22 protein-coding genes are annotated in these 20,548 nt (G+C 61.5%); 6 read left to right on the top strand and 16 right to left on the bottom strand.

The features are described from left to right. Positions 1 to 54: 54 nt before the first annotated feature. Positions 55 to 468 (bottom strand): cupin domain-containing protein, encoded by a 414-nt coding sequence (locus PH551_RS18595; RefSeq protein ID WP_011426527.1) that lies wholly within the window; start codon positions 466 to 468, stop codon positions 55 to 57. Positions 469 to 562: 94 nt separating this feature from the next. Here PH551_RS18595 and PH551_RS18590 point away from each other — a divergent pair, with 94 nt between their 5' ends. The 6 genes from PH551_RS18590 (at position 563) to PH551_RS18565 (ending at position 9,583) form a co-directional block, all read left to right on the top strand. Next, complete coding sequence (locus tag PH551_RS18590; RefSeq protein ID WP_285194298.1) at positions 563 to 1,348, top strand: ABC transporter ATP-binding protein; 786 nt, start codon at positions 563 to 565, stop codon at positions 1,346 to 1,348. Between the two features lie 234 nt (positions 1,349 to 1,582). Beyond that, on the top strand, positions 1,583 to 2,512 hold the full coding sequence (locus tag PH551_RS18585; RefSeq protein ID WP_285194297.1) for an ABC transporter permease: 930 nt from the start codon (positions 1,583 to 1,585) through the stop codon (positions 2,510 to 2,512). Continuing rightward, entirely contained in the window at positions 2,509 to 3,636 is a 1,128-nt protein-coding gene (locus tag PH551_RS18580; protein WP_285194296.1) for an ABC transporter permease, read from the top strand. Before PH551_RS18585 ends, PH551_RS18580 begins: the two co-directional genes overlap by 4 nt. Positions 3,637 to 3,695: 59 nt before the next feature. Next, entirely contained in the window at positions 3,696 to 4,667 is a 972-nt protein-coding gene (locus PH551_RS18575; protein ID WP_085779170.1) for an ABC transporter substrate-binding protein, read from the top strand. Between the two features lie 392 nt (positions 4,668 to 5,059). Continuing rightward, positions 5,060 to 6,250: an efflux RND transporter periplasmic adaptor subunit gene (locus tag PH551_RS18570; protein WP_285194295.1), complete on the top strand. Its 1,191-nt coding sequence runs from the start codon at positions 5,060 to 5,062 to the stop codon at positions 6,248 to 6,250. Positions 6,251 to 6,262: 12 nt separating this feature from the next. Beyond that, entirely contained in the window at positions 6,263 to 9,583 is a 3,321-nt protein-coding gene (locus tag PH551_RS18565; RefSeq protein WP_285194294.1) for an efflux RND transporter permease subunit, read from the top strand. A gap of 300 nt (positions 9,584 to 9,883) precedes the next feature. Here the strand turns inward: PH551_RS18565 and ureG are convergent, their stop codons facing one another. The 15 genes from ureG to urtD form a co-directional block, all read right to left on the bottom strand. Beyond that, entirely contained in the window at positions 9,884 to 10,495 is a 612-nt protein-coding gene (ureG, locus tag PH551_RS18560; protein ID WP_085779173.1) for an urease accessory protein UreG, read from the bottom strand. Positions 10,496 to 10,581: 86 nt separating this feature from the next. Beyond that, on the bottom strand, positions 10,582 to 11,253 hold the full coding sequence (locus PH551_RS18555; protein ID WP_285194293.1) for an urease accessory protein UreF: 672 nt from the start codon (positions 11,251 to 11,253) through the stop codon (positions 10,582 to 10,584). Continuing rightward, complete coding sequence (locus tag PH551_RS18550; RefSeq protein WP_285194292.1) at positions 11,253 to 11,855, bottom strand: urease accessory protein UreE; 603 nt, start codon at positions 11,853 to 11,855, stop codon at positions 11,253 to 11,255. The genes PH551_RS18555 and PH551_RS18550 overlap by 1 nt, the downstream gene beginning before the upstream one ends. Before the next feature lie 88 nt (positions 11,856 to 11,943). Next, positions 11,944 to 12,807, bottom strand: a complete 864-nt coding sequence (locus tag PH551_RS18545; RefSeq protein WP_285194291.1) for a GGDEF domain-containing protein — start codon at positions 12,805 to 12,807, stop codon at positions 11,944 to 11,946. Positions 12,808 to 13,137: 330 nt separating this feature from the next. After that, positions 13,138 to 13,809, bottom strand: a complete 672-nt coding sequence (locus PH551_RS18540; protein WP_285194290.1) for a TIGR02117 family protein — start codon at positions 13,807 to 13,809, stop codon at positions 13,138 to 13,140. A gap of 12 nt (positions 13,810 to 13,821) precedes the next feature. Continuing rightward, positions 13,822 to 15,534, bottom strand: a complete 1,713-nt coding sequence (ureC, locus tag PH551_RS18535; RefSeq protein WP_285194289.1) for an urease subunit alpha — start codon at positions 15,532 to 15,534, stop codon at positions 13,822 to 13,824. A 3-nt stretch (positions 15,535 to 15,537) separates the two neighbouring features. After that, positions 15,538 to 16,176, bottom strand: coding sequence for a Urease operon accessory protein (locus PH551_RS18530; RefSeq protein ID WP_285194288.1), 639 nt, complete (start codon positions 16,174 to 16,176; stop codon positions 15,538 to 15,540). 1 nt (position 16,177) lies between these two features. After that, positions 16,178 to 16,585, bottom strand: coding sequence for a lysozyme inhibitor LprI family protein (locus PH551_RS18525; RefSeq protein ID WP_097600664.1), 408 nt, complete (start codon positions 16,583 to 16,585; stop codon positions 16,178 to 16,180). Positions 16,586 to 16,602: 17 nt separating this feature from the next. Next, on the bottom strand, positions 16,603 to 16,908 hold the full coding sequence (locus PH551_RS18520; protein WP_003542314.1) for an urease subunit beta: 306 nt from the start codon (positions 16,906 to 16,908) through the stop codon (positions 16,603 to 16,605). A 10-nt stretch (positions 16,909 to 16,918) separates the two neighbouring features. After that, entirely contained in the window at positions 16,919 to 17,170 is a 252-nt protein-coding gene (locus tag PH551_RS18515) for a DUF1272 domain-containing protein (RefSeq protein WP_183699108.1), read from the bottom strand. A 9-nt stretch (positions 17,171 to 17,179) separates the two neighbouring features. Then, on the bottom strand, positions 17,180 to 17,482 hold the full coding sequence (locus PH551_RS18510) for an urease subunit gamma (protein ID WP_064695492.1): 303 nt from the start codon (positions 17,480 to 17,482) through the stop codon (positions 17,180 to 17,182). Positions 17,483 to 17,510: 28 nt separating this feature from the next. Then, positions 17,511 to 18,332 (bottom strand): urease accessory protein UreD, encoded by an 822-nt coding sequence (locus PH551_RS18505; protein ID WP_285194285.1) that lies wholly within the window; start codon positions 18,330 to 18,332, stop codon positions 17,511 to 17,513. A gap of 151 nt (positions 18,333 to 18,483) precedes the next feature. Beyond that, entirely contained in the window at positions 18,484 to 19,179 is a 696-nt protein-coding gene (gene urtE, locus PH551_RS18500; RefSeq protein ID WP_097600743.1) for an urea ABC transporter ATP-binding subunit UrtE, read from the bottom strand. A gap of 18 nt (positions 19,180 to 19,197) precedes the next feature. Further along, complete coding sequence (locus PH551_RS18495; protein ID WP_097600667.1) at positions 19,198 to 19,716, bottom strand: hypothetical protein; 519 nt, start codon at positions 19,714 to 19,716, stop codon at positions 19,198 to 19,200. A 76-nt stretch (positions 19,717 to 19,792) separates the two neighbouring features. After that, on the bottom strand, positions 19,793 to 20,548 hold the full coding sequence (gene urtD, locus PH551_RS18490; protein ID WP_085779184.1) for an urea ABC transporter ATP-binding protein UrtD: 756 nt from the start codon (positions 20,546 to 20,548) through the stop codon (positions 19,793 to 19,795).

Below are 20,548 nucleotides of genomic sequence, written 5' to 3'. Positions count from 1 at the left end.
GGAGCATAGCGATACGGCCATCAACCGGGGAACGACGCCTTCATGCGGATGACTTCACGCCGGCACCAGCGCGTCCAGTTCCGGCAGAAGCACGACGCTTTCCTGCTCGTGGGGATCGGTGCGCGCAATGACCGCCGTGCAGGGCGTGCTGCTGAGGTTCGCAGGCATATGCGGCACGCCGGCCGGGATGTAGAACAGTTCGCCGGCATGGGTGATGACGTGATGCTCCAGCCGGTCGCCGTACCAGGTATGAGCCTCGCCGGAGAGCACGTAGATCGCCGTCTCATGCGCCTCGTGCAGGTGCGCCTTGGCACGCACGCCGGGCGGGATCGTCAGGAGGTGCATGCAGATGCCCGTGGCGCCGACAGTCTCGGCCGCTATCCCTTCGAAATAGCTGAGCCCCTGCTTGCCGTCATAGGCGTGCTTGGGACGAACGATGTGGCAGGTTGGTTTTGATGTCGCGTCCATTTTCTTCCTCCAAGAATTGCGCCGCCGGGAAAGCCGGCAGCGATGGTAACATGCAAACCGCCGTCAAGCGGGGAAAACAAGATCGGTCGCATTGATGCAAGCACCCTCCGTCGTATCCGCCAAGGACCTCTGTCTCACCTACCAGGCGAATGACGGCCCGGTGCGGGCGCTGAGCGATGTCAATCTCGATGTCCGCAAGGGCGATTTCGTCTCTTTCATCGGCCCGTCCGGCTGCGGCAAGACGACTTTCCTCCGCGTCATCGCCGATCTCGAAAGGAGCACGTCGGGCGAAATCTCGATCAACGGCATGACGCCGGCGGAGGCGCGCAAAGCCCGCGCCTACGGCTACGTCTTTCAGGCGCCGGCGCTCTATCCCTGGCGCACCATCGAGAACAATATTGCCTTGCCCTTGGAGATCATGGGCTACCGCGGCGCCGATCGGACGAGGCGCATCGCCGAGGCGCTCGACCTCGTCGGTCTTTCCGGCTTCGAGAAGAAATTCCCCTGGCAGCTTTCCGGCGGCATGCAGCAACGCGCCTCGATCGCCCGCGCGCTCGCCTTCGACGCCGACCTGCTATTGATGGACGAGCCCTTCGGCGCGCTTGACGAGATCGTCCGCGACCATCTGAACGAAGAGCTGCTGAAACTCTGGGCCCGCACCAACAAGACGATCTGCTTCGTCACCCACTCCATCCCCGAGGCGGTCTACCTCTCGACCAAGATCGTGGTGATGTCGCCGCGCCCCGGCCGCGTCACCGACGTGATCGACTCCACGCTTCCGGCCGAACGCCCGCTCGACATCCGCGACAGGCCGGAGTTCCTGGAAATCGCCCACCGCGTCCGCGAGGGGCTGAGGACGGGGCATAGCCATGAGGTTTAGGCCGTTGCGCTCTTGGGCCACTCCCCTCTGCCCTGCCGGGCATCTCCCCCACAAGGGGGGAGATCGATATGCCGAGCCGGCCTCCCCAAACAACGAAGGCCCCCTAGCCCAGCATGGCAGCATTGGGGAACGACCCGCCATCTCCTTGCCGATCTCCTCCCTTGTGGGGGAGATGCCCGGCAGGGCAGAGGGGGGTAACGGCCCACGCGGTGCCGATATATGGGGGCTATCCCTGTGAAATCCGACACATTCAGGGACAAGATCGTCCCCGTCACCACCATCCTGCTCGCCCTCGTCGCCATCTGGTATGTCGCCGCCATTCTCATGAACGCGCCGTTCCAGCGTGATATCGACAGCCGCGCCGGCGTCACGCCGACCACGATGGAATTCATCGGCAAGACGCTGGCGCAGCCGAAGCCGATCCTGCCGGCACCGCATCAGGTGACTGAGAATGTCTATGAGAACACTTTCCTGCGCAGCCTTTCGAGCAGCCGGAGCCTCGTCTATCACAGCTGGGTAACGCTCTCCTCCACCCTGCTCGGCTTCGGTTTCGGCATGCTGCTCGGCATTCTTCTCGCCGTGCTGATCGTGCATAACCGCGCCATGGACCGCTCGCTGATGCCTTGGCTCGTAGCCAGCCAGACAATCCCGATCCTCGCTATCGCGCCGATGATCGTCATCATCTCCTACAACGTGCTGACCGGCGACAATGCGCTGGCGCATCTGCTGAATCTCGATTCCGACGCCTCCCGCCTCGTCTCCAAGGCGCTGATCTCCACCTACCTCTCCTTCTTTCCGGTCGCCGTCGGCATGGTGAAGGGGCTGCGGTCACCCGAACTCCTCTATCTCGACCTCATGCGCACCTATAACGCCAGTCCGATGCAGACCTTTTGGAAACTGCGCGTCCCTGCCTCGATCCCCTTTCTCTTCACTTCTATGAAGGTCGCGATCGCAGCAAGCCTCGTCGGCGCCATCGTCGGCGAATTGCCGACGGGCGCCGTTGCCGGCATTGGTTCGAAGCTGCTCGCCGGCTCCTATTACAGCCAGACGATCGATATCTGGGCAGCGCTGGTCGCCGGCTCGCTGCTTGCAGGCGTCCTCGTCGCGATTGTCGGCCTTGCGGCGAAGATCGTCGACCGCGCCATGGGCGGGAGGCCGGCATGAGACGTCTGAGCTTCTCCTGGCAAGGCGCGGCCGCTCTTCTTTTCTGCATCGCGGCGCTGGCTGCCTTACCGCTTCTGGCCGAGGGCGCGGCCCGTCCTTTAACCGATGGCACCGCAAGCCTCATCTTCATCGTCATCGCCGCGGCCGCTCTCCTGTCCTTTGCACCGCAACCGCCGGCCTATCGCGCCACCGTGCTGTTCATCGGCGCCCATGGCGCCGCCTGGCTGCTGCTTGCAGCGATTTCCGGCAACGAGGGCACGGCAACGCGGGCTTACTTCCTGCTGCTCTTCGCCGCGTGGCTGCTCGCCTGGCGATGCGTCACGGAGCTTTCGAAAGTGCCGCCTGCCGCCGCCTTCGGTGCATCGGTGCTCGAACTGCTGATTCCGGCGATTTTCGGCGCCTGGATTCTCATCCTCTGGGAGGCGATCACGCGCGGTGCCGGCGTCCCCTTCATCCTGTTGCCGCCGCCGAGCGCCATCGGCGCCCGCATCATGGCCTCTCTGCCCATCCTCGGCGACGACGTCAGGCAGACGATCTTCAAGGCGGTGCTGATCGGTTATATCGTCGGCTGCCTCAGCGGTTTCGTCGTCGCGGTGCTGGCCGACCGCATCGCCTTCCTGCGCCGCGGCCTGCTGCCGATCGGCAACATGGTGTCGGCTCTGCCGATCATCGGCATCGCTCCGGTCATGGTCATGTGGTTCGGCTTCGACTGGCCGTCGAAAGCCGCCGTCGTCATCATCATGACCTTCTTCCCAATGCTGGTGAACACCGTGGCAGGCCTCTCCGCCTCCGGCAGCATGGAGCGCGACCTGATGCGCACCTACGCATCGAGCGACTGGCAGACGTTGCTCAAGCTCAAGCTTCCGGCGGCGATGCCCTTCATTTTCAACGCACTGAAGATCAACTCGACGCTGGCTCTGATTGGTGCCATCGTTGCGGAATTCTTCGGGACGCCGATCGTCGGCATGGGCTTCCGCATCTCGACCGAGATCGGCCGCATGAATGTCGACATGGTCTGGGCGGAAATCGCCGTCGCGGCGCTGGCCGGCTCGATCTTCTATGGCATCATCGCCCTGACAGAACGGGCGGTGACGTTCTGGCATCCGTCTATCCGTGGTGGCTAGGCGCGCGCGGGCCTCGCAAATTGGGTCCGGGCATAACTTCAGAGGGTAAGGACAAGAAAATGAAAAAATTGATGGTTGCAATGATGGCGAGCGCCATGTCGCTTGCAGCGGCCCATGCTATGGCCGCCGACAAGGTGGTGCTGCAGCTGAAATGGGTCACACAGAGCCAGTTCGCCGGTTATTATGTCGCCCAGGAGAAGGGTTTCTACAAGGAAGAGGGCCTCGACGTCGACATCAAGCCCGGTGGTCCCGATATCGCGCCTGAGCAGGTGATCGCCGGTGGCGGCGCCGATGTCATCGTCGACTGGATGGGCGGCGCGTTGGTTGCCCGCGAAAAGGGCGTTCCGCTGGTCAACATCGCCCAGCCATATCAGAAGTCCGGCCTGGAAATGATCTGCCGTAAGGACGGCCCGGTCAAGACCGAGGCCGACTTCAAGGGCCATACGCTCGGCGTCTGGTTCTTCGGCAACGAATACCCCTTCTTCGCTTGGATGAACAAGCTGGGTCTTTCCACCGAAGGCGGCCCGAACGGCGTCACCGTGCTGAAGCAGAGCTTCGACGTACAGCCGCTCGTCCAGAAGCAGGCCGATTGCATCTCCGTCATGACCTACAACGAATACTGGCAGGCGATCGATGCCGGCTTCAAGCCGGAGGAACTGACGGTCTTCAACTATACGCAAATGGGCAATGACCTTCTCGAGGACGGCCTCTACGCCATGGAAGACAAGCTGAAGGACCCGGCGTTCAAGGAGAAGATGGTCAAGTTCGTCCGCGCCTCGATGAAGGGCTGGAAATATGCGACCGAGAACCCCGATGAAGCCGCCGAGATCGTCGTGGACAACGGCGGCCAGGACGAGAACCACCAGAAGCGTATGATGGGCGAAGTTGCAAAGCTGGTCGGCGACGGCTCCGGCAAGCTGGACGAAGCGCTCTATGCCCGCACGGCGAAGGCTCTGCTCGACCAGAAGATCATCAACAAGGAGCCCTCGGGGGCCTGGACACACGAGATCACAGACGCCGCATCCAAGTAAACACGGCAGGAAGTAAAGCGAAACGCGCGGAGAAAATTTCCGCGCGTTTCTCATTTTTGGGGCGACACGAAAAAAAGCGTCGCTGATGTCGCATTTTTCCGGCGTCAAACGTCATTAGGGGAGAAGCGGCATCAATGATCGTCATGTTCGCATAACTCTGCGATGATTGATTCAGGTTATGATGGTAATTATTATCGTCTCATGGGGAATTGTTTTCTGCCGGGCTTGCATATCGAGCAAATCGATACCAACTAGAAGCCGATTTGCCGGCGAGGGATGAAGACGGCAAAGTGGATACCCCTGAGAATGCAGGAAAGGCAGTGGCCTGGTCGCGAGCTCGATGGCAGACGCGCGAATTCGGCTAACCTTATGACGAGATTGGACGAAGACGCATGGCACGCAAGCCGACTGGAATTTTAGGCGCATCCACCCTTTTTGCAGCGGCGCTGGCTGCATCCGCCGCCTTTTCGCAGGAAGCGCCGGTCGCAAAGCCGCAGCAGAACCTGCCGGCGATCGTTGTCACCACAGCCGTCAATCGCACCCTCGTCGACCGTGTTATCGGCACCGGAACGGTCAAGCCGGTGGAGGAAGTCTATATCCAGCCGCAGGTCGAAGGCCTTTCGATTCGCACGCTGAAAGCCGATGTCGGCGACAAGGTCCAGGCTGAAAGCACGCTGGCAACGCTCAATGACGACGCCCTGGTCCTGGAGAAAAGCCAGATGATGGCGACGAAGGCCAAGGGCGAGGCAAGCCTTGCCCAACTGCGCGCCCAGCTCATCGAAGCGCAGGCCAATGCCGAACAGGCAAGGCAGCAGCAGGCCCGCGCCCAGGAAATGGGCAAGAAGGGCACGGTTTCTACAGCCCAGGTCGAGCAGGCCGATGCGACCGCCGCTGCCGCCAACGCCCGAGTCGTCTCCGCCGAGCAGGCGATCGAGGTCGCCGAAGCCGATCTGAAGGTCTTCGACAGCCAGATCGCAGACGCCGATCTGAAGCTCGCCCGCACCGATGTGAAGACGCCGGTTGCCGGTGTGGTTTCGGCTAAGAACGCCAAGGTCGGCGCGATCGCCGCCGGCAACGGCGATCCGCTATTCACCATCATCCGCAACGGCGATATCGAGCTCGTCGCCGAAGTCGCCGAAAGCGATATTGTCAGGATTGTGGCCGGCCAGAAGGCAACCATTTCCCTTTCCGGCAGCCGCGAAAAGCTTTCCGGCGCCGTGCGCCTGGTTTCGCCGACCGTCGATCCCAGCACCCGCCTTGGCCTGGTGCATATCTCGATCGACGATGACAGCAAGGCGCGTTCCGGCATGTATGGCAGCGCCGAGATCATCGTCCGCGAAACCGAGGGCGTATCGCTTCCCCTGACGGCGGTGCTGACCGGCAACGAAGGCTCCTCCGCCCGCAAGGTCGAGGACGGCGTGGTGAAATTCGCCAAGATCGAGACCGGCATCCAGGACGGCGCCTATGTCGAGATCGTCAATGGATTGAAGAGCGGCGACGAGGTCGTCGCCAAGGCGGGCGCTTATGTCCGCGACGGCGACCACATCACGCCGGTGCGTGAACAGCCCTCCGCTTCCAACTAAAGAGACCATCCGATGAATTTTTCAGCCTGGTCCATTAGAAATCCCATCGCGCCGCTGCTGGCCTTCTGCCTGCTGATATTCATCGGCATTCAGTCCTTCAACACGCTGCCGATCACGCGCTTTCCGAACATCGACGTGCCGCTGGTCTCGATCAGCGTGACGCAAAGCGGCGCGTCGCCGGCCGAACTCGAAATGCAGGTGACGAAGGAGATCGAAGACGCGATCGCCTCGATCACCGGCATCGACGAAATCCAGTCGACGGTGACCGACGGCAGTTCACAGACCAACGTCATGTTCCGGATGGAAGTGCCGACCGAACAAGCCGTACAGGACGTCAAGGACGCGATCGACCGCATCCGCAGCGATCTGCCGGCGACGGCCGAAGCACCAATCGTTACCAAGGTTGATGTCGAGGGCCAGGCGATCCAGACCTTCGCCGTGTCCTCACCCGACATGTCGCTCGAAGAACTGTCCTGGTTCGTCGACGATACAATCAAGCGCGCGCTGCAGGGCCAGGCCGGCATCGGCCGAGTCGATCGTTACGGCGGCGCTGAACGCGAAGTGCGCATAGAACTCGCGCCCGGCAAGCTCGATGCTTACGGCATCACAGCTGCAAGCGTGAACGATCAGCTGCGCGGCACCAATGTCGATCTCGGCTCCGGTCGCGGCCAGGTGGCGGGCAGCGAACAGGCAATCCGCGTTCTTGGCGACGCCCGCAATGTCGCCGAACTTGCAGACACGACGATTGCGCTGCCGAGCGGCCGTTTCGTCAAGCTGTCCGATCTCGGCGTCATCAAGGACACCTATGAGGAGCCGAAATCCTTTTCGCGCTTCAACGATACGCCCGTCGTTACCTTCGGCGTCTTCCGCTCGAAGGGCGCCAGTGAGGTCAGCGTCGCCGAGACGGTGGCGCAGAGCCTCGACAAGGTGCGAAGCGAAAATCCGAACGTGAAGATCGAGATGATCGACGATTCGGTCTATTTCACCTACGGCAACTATGAAGCCGCCATCCACACGCTGCTCGAAGGCGCCCTGCTCGCCGTCATTGTCGTGCTGCTGTTCCTCAGGAACTGGCGCGCGACGCTGATCTCGGCCATCGCGCTCCCGCTCTCTGCGATCCCGACCTTCTGGGTCATGGACATGATGGGCTTCTCGCTGAACCTCGTCAGCTTCCTGGCGCTGACGCTCGCGACAGGTATCCTGGTCGACGACGCGATCGTTGAAATCGAGAACATTGCCCGCCATATCAAGATGGGCAAGACGCCCTATCGGGCGGCGATCGAGGCGGCGGATGAAATCGGTCTCGCCGTCATCGCCACCACCTTCACCATCATCGCCGTCTTCGTGCCAGTTTCCTTCATGCCGGGCATTCCGGGCCAGTACTTCATCCAATTCGGCCTGACCGTCGCATTCTCCGTCTTTTTCTCGCTGCTGGTGGCACGCCTCATCACCCCGATGATGGCCGCCTATCTCATGCGCGCCGAAGACGGCGTCGACGACCATCACGACAATGACGGTCTGCTGATGAAGGGTTATACGCGCCTGATCCGCGCCACGACCGGGCACAAATATTCGCGATATCTGACGCTGCTCGCGGCGATCGGTTTCCTCGTCGGTTCGGTTATGCTGCTGATGAAGGTTCCCGGCAGCTTCCTGCCGCCCGAAGATGCCTCGCGCATCGTTCTCTCTGTTGAACTGCCGCCCAATGCGCGGCTCGACGACACCGAGAAGACGACGAAGGCGATTTATGACAGGGTCAAGGACCTCAACGGCGTCGAAAGCGTCTTCGTCCTCGGCGGGGCATCGCCGAAGGGCGATCTCGAACTGCGCCGTGCGACCATTACGCTGGCGCTCCACAAGCTCGACCAGTCGCTGGTCAAGAAGGTGGTCAACGACGTGCTCGGCCATATCCCGGTCATCGGCCCGATGCTGCCGAAGGTGGAAGTCCACGGCCGTGAACGCCCGCAATGGGATATTGAGAAGGAAGTCTTCGCCAAGCTGCGCGATATTCCCGATGTCCATATCCTGAAGCTTAACGACCGCGGCGAACGCGACCTCTCCTTCAACTTCCTCTCCAAAAACGAGAAGGACCTGAACGAAGCCGTCGGCATTCTGGAATCCAAGTTGCGTGCCGACCCGCTGCTCGCCAATGTCAGCGCCGACGGCGCCCTGCCGCGTCCGGAACTGCAGGTCTATCCCCGCAAGGACGAGGCGGCGCGTCTCGGCATCACGCCGCAGCAGATCTCCGAGACGATCCGCGTCGCCACCATCGGCGATGTCGATGCGGCCCTCGCCAAGATCTCGCTCGACGATCGCCAGATCCCGATCCGCGTCCAGGCGGCCCTTGACATGCGCCGCGACCTTGCCGCCATCCGGGCGCTGAAGATCCAGACCGCCAGCGGCGGCACCGTTCCGCTCTCGAGCGTGGCGAATATCGACTATTCGGAAGGCGTAAGCTCGATCAAGCGCAACAACCGTAACCGGGTCGTCTCTATCGGTTCCGACCTGCCGCAGGGTGTAGCGCTCGACACCGCCTCGGCCCGTTTCCGCGAGATCGTCAAGGCGGCCAACATTCCGGCCACGGTACACCTCGCGGAAAGCGGCGACACCAAGGTGCAGACCGAGATGCAGCAGAGCTTCGTCAACGCCATGTTGATGGGCCTCATGTTGGTACTGACCGTGCTGATCCTGCTCTTCAAGGATGTGATCCAGCCCTTCACCATCCTGTTCTCGCTGCCGCTCGCGATCGGCGGCGTCGCGGCGGGCCTGATCATCACCAGCAATCCGCTGTCCATGCCTGTCATGATCGGCATTCTGATGCTGATGGGCATCGTCACCAAGAATGCCATCCTGCTCGTCGATTTTGCAATCGAGATGCGCCATCAGGGCATGTCCCGTGTTGAAGCCATGGTCGAGGCCGGCCGCAAACGCGCCCGGCCGATCATCATGACTTCGATTGCCATGTCGGCAGGCATGCTGCCGTCGGCGCTCGGCGTCGGCGAAGGCGGCTCGTTCCGCGCGCCGATGGCAATCGCCGTGATCGGCGGCATCATCGTCTCGACGGTGCTGTCGCTCGTCGTCGTTCCCTCCTTCTTCCTCATCATGGACGATCTGTCCCGCCTGCTCGGCTGGATATTTGGACGCCTGGTCGGCAGGAAGGATGAGGAAGACCTGCCGCTCTCGCGCGAGGATCTTACCCGCGTGACCCGCGAGAACCGCAGCGATATCGATGCGCTGGACGAGCGCCTGACCGCGATCGAAAAGCCGGAAAGCAAGCGCAAGGGCGCCAACGACACCAATGTGCTCCGCCTGCCGCCGTTTGCGGCGGAGTGAGCAAAGCCTCAGGAAACGAGACGGGCCGGGAGCGACCTCCCGCTCGTCGGGCTGCTGACAAACCGCATGCAAAACCCCCGACGTCATCCTCGGCCTTCTGCCGAGGATCTATGCCGGCCCAATTAAATACCTGGAAATAAATGTTTACCCGTCAAATAATCGCGGTGGTTAGATGCTCGGCACGAGCCCGAGCACGACGGAAGAGACGTTGTCAACAAACTACGGACCGGGAGCGATCTCCCGGCCCGTTTTTGTTTCGCCACCCTCGCCGCCATCCGCCAGATGCGGCGGGCTTGTCCCTCAGAGCCCGCCCTGCTCTCTCAAGAAACGAACGATCGAACTGACGCCATCGCCACGCTTCATATCGGAGAAGACGAAGGGGCGTGAGGCGCGCATGCGCGTCGCATCCCGCTCCATCACCTCAAGATCGGCGCCGACATGGGGTGCCAGATCCTTCTTGTTGATGACGAGCAGGTCGGAGCGGGTGATGCCGGGCCCGCCCTTGCGCGGGATTTCCTCGCCTTGGCAGACGGAGATGACATAGATGGTGATATCGGCGAGGTCCGGCGAAAAGGTCGCCGCCAGATTGTCGCCGCCTGACTCGATGAAGACGACATCGAGATTGGGGATCCGCTCGTTAAGGCTCGCGATCGCCTGAAGATTGATCGTCGCATCCTCGCGAATGGCGGTGTGGGGGCAGCCGCCCGTTTCGACACCGACGATGCGATCGGAAGGCAATGCCTGCATGCGCACCAGCGCCTCGGCATCCTCGGTCGTATAGATGTCGTTGGTGACGACGGCGACGGAATAGTCGTCGCGCATAGCCTTGCAGAGCTTTTCCGTCAGCGCCGTCTTGCCCGACCCGACCGGCCCGCCGATACCGACGCGCAGAGGTCCGTTTCTTGATTTCATATGGCGTACTCCAATAGGATTCCGATGATAGCGACGCCGCCGGCATGCGCCACCGTCAAATGACGCAGTTGCCGAATATTTGATAGTTACGAGCGGAAAAGCCTGGTCGTCTGGGTTTCGTGGCGCAGGCTGGCGATGTCGGCCTGCACCGTCGCCGAACCGAGATCGTCGAGGGTTGAATCTGCCGCCCGCCGCGCAATCCCCGCAATCTGCTCTTCAAGCCCGGCAAGGATGGCAACGCCATCCTTTTGCCCGGCGACGCCGAGACGGATACCTGCTGAAACCGACTGTGAGGCATAGGCATGCAGGAAGACCGCGAGCACCTTCTCAGGCCTTATGGCATGGGCGCCCGCAACCGCTCCGACCGCAATGGGATAGGCGGTTTTGCCAGGCAGTCTTTCGAAAACCTCGTCCGGCCAGGCTCGCGCCGCCAAGAGGAACGCCTCGCCGAGCAGCATCGTTTCCTGATGGCGCTCACGCGATCCGGCAAGCGCTTCGGCAAGCGCAGCGATTTCGGCAAGGCCCGGAGCTTCGGCCTGGCGCCTGTGGCTCTCCGCCAGAAGCACCGCATCGTTCCAGACCGAGCCATGGCCGATCAGCGTGCCGATCCAGTCCGCAAGCGAGGCCGCGTCGGTGACGAGCCCATCGGCTGCCGCCCGCTCCAACCCGCCTGAATAGGCGAAACTGCCGATCGGAAAGGCCGGTGAAAGCCATGCCGTCAGGCGCAACAATGCCTGCAGCTCAGAGTCCTCGGTCATTAGTCGTGCTTGTGGCCATGATGCCCGTGCCCATGACCATGGTCGTGATCATGGTCGCAGGTGTGATCATGCTTGTGGTCATGGCCATGCGTGGGATCATGGTCATGCCCAGGGTTGTGATTGTGCCCGTGGTCATGATGCGCATGCGCCTGGTCATGCGAATGTCCGCCATGTGAATGATAGGCGCCGCGCGCAGGCTGGAAGGGCTCTTCGATATCGAGCACGGTGGCGCCGAGGCCCTGCAGCATGGTGCGGATGACATGATCGCGCAGGATGACGATGCGGTCTTCCTCGATCTGGGCGGCGAGATGACGGTTGCCGAGATGCCAGGCAAGCTCGACCAGATGCGTGCGGTCGCGTCCGCGAATCTCGAAGAGCTTCTCGTCGGCGGCAAGGATCTCGATCAGTTCGCCGTCTTCGCGCACAAGCAGGTCGCCATTGGCGAAGAGCACCGGATCCTTGAGGTCGAGCATGACCATCTCGCCATTCTCCAGATGCAGGAGCTTGCGGCGCAAATGCCGCAGATCATGCGGCAGCTTGACCTGGGCGGTCGGATGGGAGGAAGAGGTTCCGGCGGGAAGATAGGAGGTGACGCGCTGCATGATATGTCCGTTTTGATGAGACGACGACCATGCAAAATAGCCCTTCCTGATGCAAGCACCAATGATCTTTCATTTGGGAGGCCGGCTTTTATATTCCGTAGGCCTGCATCATGTTGTCGCTCCCCAGCCCCCTGCCCTCAGTATTGGCACTAGTTTCGGCGAGCCCGTGCCAGGCATGATGCAGTCCCTCCCGCTCGTGCACGACGCGATTGCGTCCGAGCGCCTTGGCGAGATAAAGCGCCCGATCGGCCGAGGCGTAGACCTGCTGCTTGCTGCGCCCAGGAATGAGATCGGCCACGCCGCCGGAAATGGTGATGGCAATATGGTTCCCATCTGCCACGAGCGGTCTGTTGGCGATATCGGCCTGCACGATCTGGATCCGCTCCAACCGTTTCTCCAGCGGTTCGCCGGAGACGATGACGCCGAACTCCTCACCGCCGAGGCGCGCGACGACGGACGATTCGTCGAAGGCGGAAAGCAGCACCGCCGAGACCGCCGTGATAACCCCATCGCCGCAGGCATGGCCGAAGCGATCGTTGATCGCCTTGAAACGGTCGACGTCAAAAATGACGAGCGAGGCGTCGCCTTCGATCCGATCCAGCGCCTCGGTGAAGGCGCGCCGGTTCAACAGGCCGGAGAGGGTATCCGTGCGGCTGAGCTTTTCGAACTCCGCCCGCGACAGCGTCAGTTCATGCATTGCAAAACCCGCCGCCAGCGACATCATGCCGGAAACCGTGCCGCCGACAAGCCAGGAAAAAATGGCGCCGAAGCCGATCGCGTGCGAAAGGGTCACCGGCAACAGCCCGAGAAAACCGAGTGGCGGTATCGTCAGCGCAATGATAACGCCGGAGAAAATGACGGCAAGAAAGCTCATCTTCAACGCAAAGACATAGACCTGCCTGCGATATAGAAAATGGCCAAAATCGGCCTGCAGCGACATCCAACTTCTCATGAGAATCGACCTTCCTGCCCGGCGTTACAAGGCATTGATAAGAGCCCAATTGCTGCGGGTGTCTTAATCGACTCGCTAAAATTCGAACGATTTCAGACGATTCGGTGGTGAGATTTTTTCTAGCAGGGGCTGCAAGTCTACAATCCCTGAATCGAACAGCGTACACAAGCAGCTAATGTGCTGATATATAATAGCTTTGCCACGATCTTGCGCAGAGCTGTCTCAGAATGGTCTAGCTGAAGAAAAACTGCGGTTTCTTAGCGATTTTTACAACCGCGAGGAGAAATCCATTGACAATTTCGTTTAAGAGCGGACGGGCCAGCGAGTGCGTCAATTGTAGACACCAACAGACAATCGCAATGATTGTGGAAGAGGGTTCCATAAGCCAGTCCGAAGCCCTGCCGAGCGAAGTGCAGCGGCAGTCCAGGTGTTGCAGCCGAAGAGGGCATTGAAGTATCCCTTGGCTTCGAAAAACCGATCGATCTCCCCATAACCCGCATCCGGGATCGGCGCGATCTCGCCCGCGTTGCGGACGAAGCTGTCCGCGATGAATTCGCGCAGCCGCGCCAATTCATCATCACCAATATCGAAGGCCGTAACATCAGACTGCGGCTCGGCAATATGACCGGCGAGATCCACATGCAGCACCGAACGATCGATCGTCAGCGCCCGTAGCACCGGCAGCGGCTTCAGCTCAGCCCAGGTCGGTGTTTCGAGATAGAAGGCGCGGCCGCCCCAGCCGATCACGAGCCATTCCGCATTCGGATGACCGAGCGGAAAATCCGGCTCGTCGAGGAAGGAAAATGCCGCCCGTGTCTCCTCATCGAGCGGAATGGCAATATCGGTATGAATCGATCCCGATAGGAGGAGAATGCGGTGGATTGCCTCCGCCGACGACGCCTTGACCGGGGCAATCAGCGGCCGGGGAATGAAGGTTCCGCCCGCTGCCAGAGCTGCGAGCAGGACCACGATCCGCAACAGCCAGCGCATCCCCCTCAGCACGGAATGACTGGCCTAGAACAGGAAATAGCGCTGCGCCATCGGCAGCACCGTCGCGGGCTCGCAGGTCAGCAGTTCGCCGTTCGCCCTGACTTCATAGGTCTCCGGATCGACTTCGATCTCCGGTGTCAGGTCATTGTGGATCATCGACGCCTTGGAGATGCCGCCGCGCGTATTCTTCACCGCCACGAGTTCCTTCGCGACCCCGAGCCTGCCCTTCAGCCCGGCATCGAGCGACGCCTGGCTGACGAAGGTGACGGAGGAATTGGTGAGGCTGCGGCCATAGGAGGCGAACATCGGCCGGTAGTGCACCGGCTGCGGCGTCGGGATCGAGGCATTCGGATCGCCCATAGGGGCGGCGGCAATCGAGCCGCCGAGCAGCACCATGTCGGGCTTCACGCCGAAGAAGGCTGGGTTCCAGAGCACGAGGTCGGCGCGCTTACCGATCTCGACCGAGCCGATCTCATGGCTGAGACCGTGGGCGATCGCCGGGTTGATCGTATATTTGGCGATATAGCGGCGGACGCGGAAATTGTCGTTGTCGCCCTTTTCCTCCTTCAGTCGGCCGCGCTGGCACTTCATCTTATCGGCCGTCTGCCACGTGCGGATCGCCACCTCGCCGACGCGGCCCATGGCCTGGCTGTCGGACGAAATGATCGAGAAGGCGCCGATATCGTGCAGGATGTCTTCGGCCGCGATCGTCTCCTTGCGGATACGGCTTTCGGCAAAGGCGATGTCCTCGGGAATAGACGGCGACAGGTGATGGCAGACCATCAGCATGTCGAGGTGCTCGGCGATGGTGTTGACCGTATAGGGCCGCGTCGGATTGGTGGAAGACGGGATGACGTTCGGCTGCCCACAGATCTTGATGATGTCAGGCGCGTGCCCGCCGCCCGCTCCTTCCGTGTGGAAGGCATGGATGGTGCGGCCCTTGATGGCGCCGATCGTATCCTCGACGAAGCCGCTTTCGTTCAGCGTATCGGTGTGGATCATCACCTGCACGTCATATTCGTCGGCGACCGACAGGCAGCAATCGATGGCGCCAGGCGTCGTGCCCCAGTCCTCATGCAATTTCAGCGAGGTGGCGCCGGCCAGCACCATTTCCGTCAGTGCTCCCGGCAGCGAGGCATTGCCTTTGCCGGCAAAGGCAAGGTTCATCGGGAAGGCGTCCGCCGCCTCGATCATACGCGCCAGATGCCAGGGACCCGGCGTGCAGGTGGTGGCGAGCGTACCATGCGCCGGTCCCGTGCCGCCGCCGAGCATGCAGGTCATGCCAGACATCAGCGCTTCCTCGATCTGCTGCGGCGCGATGAAATGGATATGGCTATCCATGCCGCCTGCGGTGACGATCTTGCCTTCGGCGGCGATAGCCTCCGTGCCCGGGCCGACGATGATGTTGACGCCCGGCTGCATATCGGGATTGCCGGCCTTGCCGATGGCAACGATGCGCCCACCCTTCAGCCCGATATCGGCTTTATAGATTCCGGAATGATCGACGATCACCGCATTGGTGATGACCGTATCGACCGCGCCGTCCGCCCGTGTCACCTGGCTCTGGCCCATGCCGTCACGGATCACCTTGCCGCCGCCGAACTTCACCTCCTCGCCATAAGTGGTGAAATCCTTCTCGATCTCGATGAAGAGCTCCGTATCGGCAAGGCGCACCTTGTCTCCGGTGGTCGGTCCGAACATGCCGGCATAGGCGGCGCGGGAGATCTTGTAGGGCATTCATCAGGCTCCGTGGAAGGAAGAGACAAGTGTTTTTTCGCCGAGTCGTGTGAGGCGGCCAGCGGCTACATAAGTATCGACAAGCTGCCGTTCGGCCGCAAACGGGTGCCATTCCCAGCCGACGTGACCGAAGCCAGCCAGCATCACCTCGGCCTCGGCATATTTGTCCAGCACCTCGGCGGTGACGATCATGCCGCTGCTCGGCACCACATAGGGCGCCGGCTCAAAGGCCGAAAGCGAGGCGTCGACGGCCTCGTGGACCGTCTTGCCGATGACGATATGCGCCTTGCCGGTTTCAGCGCAGAAGGCAGCGAACGCATCCGTATAGTCGTCGCAGAAATCATCGAGATCAGGATGCGAGACGGCAAGCGGCGCCCGCATCGCGGCAAATTTTTCCGGGTCGCGCACGCTCCAGATTTCGCGCGCCGAAACAACACCGGGATGGGCGCGCCACTCGGGTGAGCCGAGCATTGCCTTTGCCGGCCGGCCGGTATTGCAGACCGCGACGGCATCCGTGCGGCTGCCGCCAGTGCCGTAGGAACGGCAATCGTTGAAGCGGATGACGAAATCGGCGGCATCGATGATGCCTGCCTCTCCTTCCCCAATCTCGCCATTGCCGACGATTACGATCTTTTTGATCACCCTAGTTGCTCATCGTGTCTTCGAGCTGTTTCAGCTCTTTCGTGCGTTTATCCGTCTCTTCGGCCAGACATCCGGCAACCAGCATCGGCTCCATCGTGCCGCCGCGGGCCTGAAAGCCGAAGGCATCGCATTCTGCGTCGCGATAGTCGATCCAGGCGCGCTGCGCCTTGACCAGCGCCCTTTCCGCGCCCTTCATGTCGCCGTCGAGATCCTTGTCGATCGCCGCCATGGCGGCGCGTGTCTTCTTATATTGCTCGTTCAGCGCCTTGTCGGCAGCCTCATGGCGCGCCTCTTCGCAGGAGGTCATGTCCGATTGCGTCTGCGGATTCTTGCAATCGACATCCTGCGCGGACACACGGCCGGCCACAAACAGCATCGCCGCCCCGATGAGGCAGATATTCAGACGCAATCACCTCTCCCGTTCTTCTAAAGCTTGCCCATCACGAGCTGGCGGAAGCCGTAAACCTCGCGCTTGCCGGAAAGCGGGATCAGCGTCACCGAACGCGTCTGCCCCGGCTCGAAGCGCACGGCCGTCCCGGCCGGAATATCAAGACGTTTCCCGTGCGCCGCCGCGCGGTCGAAGGAAAGCCCGGCATTGGTCTCGGCAAAATGATAGTGGCTGCCGACCTGCACCGGCCGGTCGCCTGTATTAGAAACTTCCAGCGTTACAGTCGGCGCGCCGGCATTGAGTTCGATGTCGCCGCTTGCGGCAATGATCTCGCCCGGAATCATCTCATTCTCCTTAAGCCGCTCTGGGCGCACAGCCCTCGGCCTTCAGCACGCGTTTCGTCGACGCCGGATGTTTGGCGAGCATGGCGGCCGGCCGGATGGGCCTGGCGACGAGATTGCCGCCGCAATTGGGGCAAGTGCCCTTCAGCACGCCGTCCACGCAATCGGCGCAGAAGGTGCATTCGTAGGTGCAGATCCGCGCCTCAGCGCTCTCCGGCGGCAGATCCTTGTCGCAGCATTCGCAATTGGGTCTCAGTTCCAGCATTTTCTCTCCCTACCGAATCGGTTCATGTACGGTGACGAGCTTGGTTCCGTCGGGAAACGTTGCTTCCACCTGCACGTCGTGGATCATCTCGGCAACGCCCTCCATCACCTGATCACGGCCGATCACATGGGCGCCGGCTTCCATCAGCTCGGCGACGGGACGGCCGTCGCGGGCGCCTTCGACGACGAAGTCGCTGATCAGCGCAATCGCTTCGGGATAGTTCAGCTTGACGCCGCGCTCCAGCCGCCGCCGTGCCACCATCGCCGCCATCGAAATCAGCAGCTTGTCTTTTTCTCTCGGAGTGAGGTTCATTGCTTGCCCATCTGCCTCATGCTTCGCTTCATAGATTCCAGACTTTCGGCACAGGCGCACCGTTGCGCAAGACGGAAATGACCGGGATAAGGATTTTTCTCAGCGTAAAACCGTCGGCTGCGGCAAGGCGAACGACGAGCTTGTCGCTCCAGGCGCTCGCGCCGCCCATGATCCCTTCGACGAGCGGCCGCACCTTGCCGAGATAGGCTTCAGCCAGCGGACCGGCATAAAGCAGCGTCGCAAAGGCCACCTGCCCGCCGAGCACGGCCTGACGCGCGGTCAATGCCGCGATACCCTCGGAAAGTCTAAGCTCCTCGGCATGGATCAGCCGGCCCGAGCGGCGGATACGCCAGCGGTCACGAAAGAGCCCAGTCTCCACCGCCTCGCCCATTGCCTTGCGGCCGAGCAGCACCGCTTCGACGGCCAGGAATTCGGCGCTTTCGTCGAGATCGACGTCCAGGCGGCGGAAAAGCGCTGCCCTGTCGAAGAGGATCGTTTCCTGCGGAAGCCAGTCGACGCGCGCTCCAACGCCGACTTCGATGCGGGTCGTCACCTCGGCGGCGCCGGCCGACGCCTTGTAGATCTTTTCGCAGGCCTGGGTGGTAACGTCGATCTTCGTGCCGGCACCGGCAACAACGCTCCAGTCCAGCCGATCGCCGCCGGTCAGCCCGCCCGCGGTGTTGATGATGACGGCTTCCATCGAGGCGTCGAAAGTATCAGGCAAGCGGATCTTCGCCGCGCCCTCCTGATAGAGCTCGCGAATACGAGTGCGCCCATCGAGCAGCCTTGCCGCCAGATGCCCCCGTCCCTCCGCTCTTTGCGGTCTGGTACTCACTGCCGCACTCGTCATGTCGTCCTTTCAATAGCGCCACCGCTTTCCATTCACGCGCGCGAATGACGGAATGCAAGCAATTCCCATGCCGCCCGACAAGGGCTGCGGTCCGCGCAGAAGAGATCAACGAGCCGTCGTTCTCTCTGCCGCAAATTGCGGCATTTGCCGGTCAGACGGTCAGATGGCGGCGAGCCTCCTGCGTATCCAGCGTTTCGGCAAGCCCTTCATGCACGATCTCGCCGCGGTCCATGATGTAGACATAGTCGGCAAGCTCCCGGCAGAAATCCAGATATTGCTCGACAAGCAGGATCGCCATGCCTGTGGAATCGCGGAGATAGCGGATCGCCCGGCCGATATCTTTGATGATCGACGGCTGAATGCCCTCGGTCGGCTCGTCGAGCACGAGAATTTTCGGCCGCGTCACCATGGCGCGCCCGATTGCCAGCTGCTGCTGCTGCCCGCCGGAAAGATCGCCGCCGCGCCGTGACAACATCGATTTCAGCACCGGGAAGAGACTGAAGATATCGTCGGGAATGTTGCGGTCGCGGCGGCCAAGCGGAGCGAAGCCGGTTTCGAGATTTTCCTTGACGGTAAGCAGCGGAAAAATTTCACGCCCCTGCGGCACATAGCCGATGCCCTGCTTGGCGCGGGCAAAGGGCGGCAGGCCGTTCAGTTTTGTATCGTTGAAGGTGACGGTGCCGGCCGACAGCGGATGCTGGCCGGTGACGGCGCGCAGCAGCGAACTCTTGCCGACGCCGTTGCGCCCCAGCACGCAGGTGATCTTGCCCATCTCCGCCTTGATGGAGATGCCGCGCAGCGCCTGCGCCGCGCCATAATGCAGATTTGCGTTCTCGACTGTCAGCATCCGTTCACCCATTCCCCATCAGTTCATCAGACTGCGCCTCAGCGTCTGCAGGGCGTAGTCCTGTTCTTTCGTTCTCTCGCCGCCGGTCTCGGCCACGTCCTCGGCAATGCCGATCAATTGCTGGCGCTCCTGCATGTCGAGCGCCTTTAACCAGAGATCCCGGAACCGGCGGATCGGATCTTCCGGACTGGTGACGTTCTTGGAAGCCCACTCGCCGAAAACCAACACCTCTTCCAGGTCGCCCGGCCGGATGATGCCTTTCATGCGGCTGCGGATAACATCCTTGGCCGCGTCGACATACATCGGCTTCTCCTTGGCAAGGCAGAAGAAAAAGGCCACCGCCGCAATCGCCGGATCGGCAATCGAGGCCAGCGGCGCTACCTCGGCCTGCTTGCGAAACTTCCTGCGCTTATAAGCGCCCCGCATGCGCTCGACGGAATCGATGATCTCGTTTCCCGCCTCGCGCACCATTTTAAAACGCCAATACCAGATGACGGCGCCGCTGAGCGCCGCGACCAGAATACCGAGAAAAGCCATGATGAAACCCCACAGTAAACCCCGCTCGTTTTAGAGCGTCTTCCATTGTCAGGTTCAAGCCTGGAAGTTGCATTCCTCACCTTCCTAGATAATTCTCGATCACCTTCGGATCCGAACTGACGAAATCGATCGATCCCTCCGCCAGCACCGATCCTTCCGCAAGGCAGGTCACCTTGACGCCGAGGTCGCGGATGAAGCCCATGTCGTGCTCAACGACGACGACCGACCGGGTCTTGGCGATATTCTTGAGCAGAATCGCCGTTTCCGCTGTCTCCGCATCCGTCATGCCGGCGACCGGCTCGTCGACGAGCAGCAGCTTCGGCTCCTGGGCAAGCAACATGCCGATCTCCAGCCATTGCTTCTGCCCGTGCGATAGATTGGCAGCCAATTCGTCGCGGCGGTGGGTCAGCCGCACGGTTTCGAGAATCTCATCGATGCGCGTCCTGTCTTCGCTCGAAAGTCGATAGAACAGCGTCGAGAAGACGGAGCGGCGGCGGTTCAGCGCCAGTTCCAGATTGTCCCAGACCGTATGGCTTTCGAAGACCGTCGGCTTCTGGAACTTGCGGCCGATGCCGAGCTGAGCGATGTCGGCCTCATCCTTCTTGGTGAGGTCGACGGTCCCGTTGAAGAAAACCTCGCCCTCATCAGGCCTGGTCTTGCCGGTGATGATATCCATCATCGTCGTCTTGCCGGCGCCGTTCGGGCCAATAATGGCGCGAAGCTCGCCGGGCTCGATGACGATCGAGAGCGAATTCAGCGCCTTGAAGCCGTCGAAGGAAACGGAGACGCCGCTGAGATAGAGCACGCTGTTGGGTTTGACGTCGGGAATCAT

This window comes from Rhizobium atlanticum (assembly GCF_030182485.1).
Lineage (GTDB): Bacteria > Pseudomonadota > Alphaproteobacteria > Rhizobiales > Rhizobiaceae > Rhizobium.
This window is presented reverse-complemented; position numbering and strand designations above follow the sequence as displayed.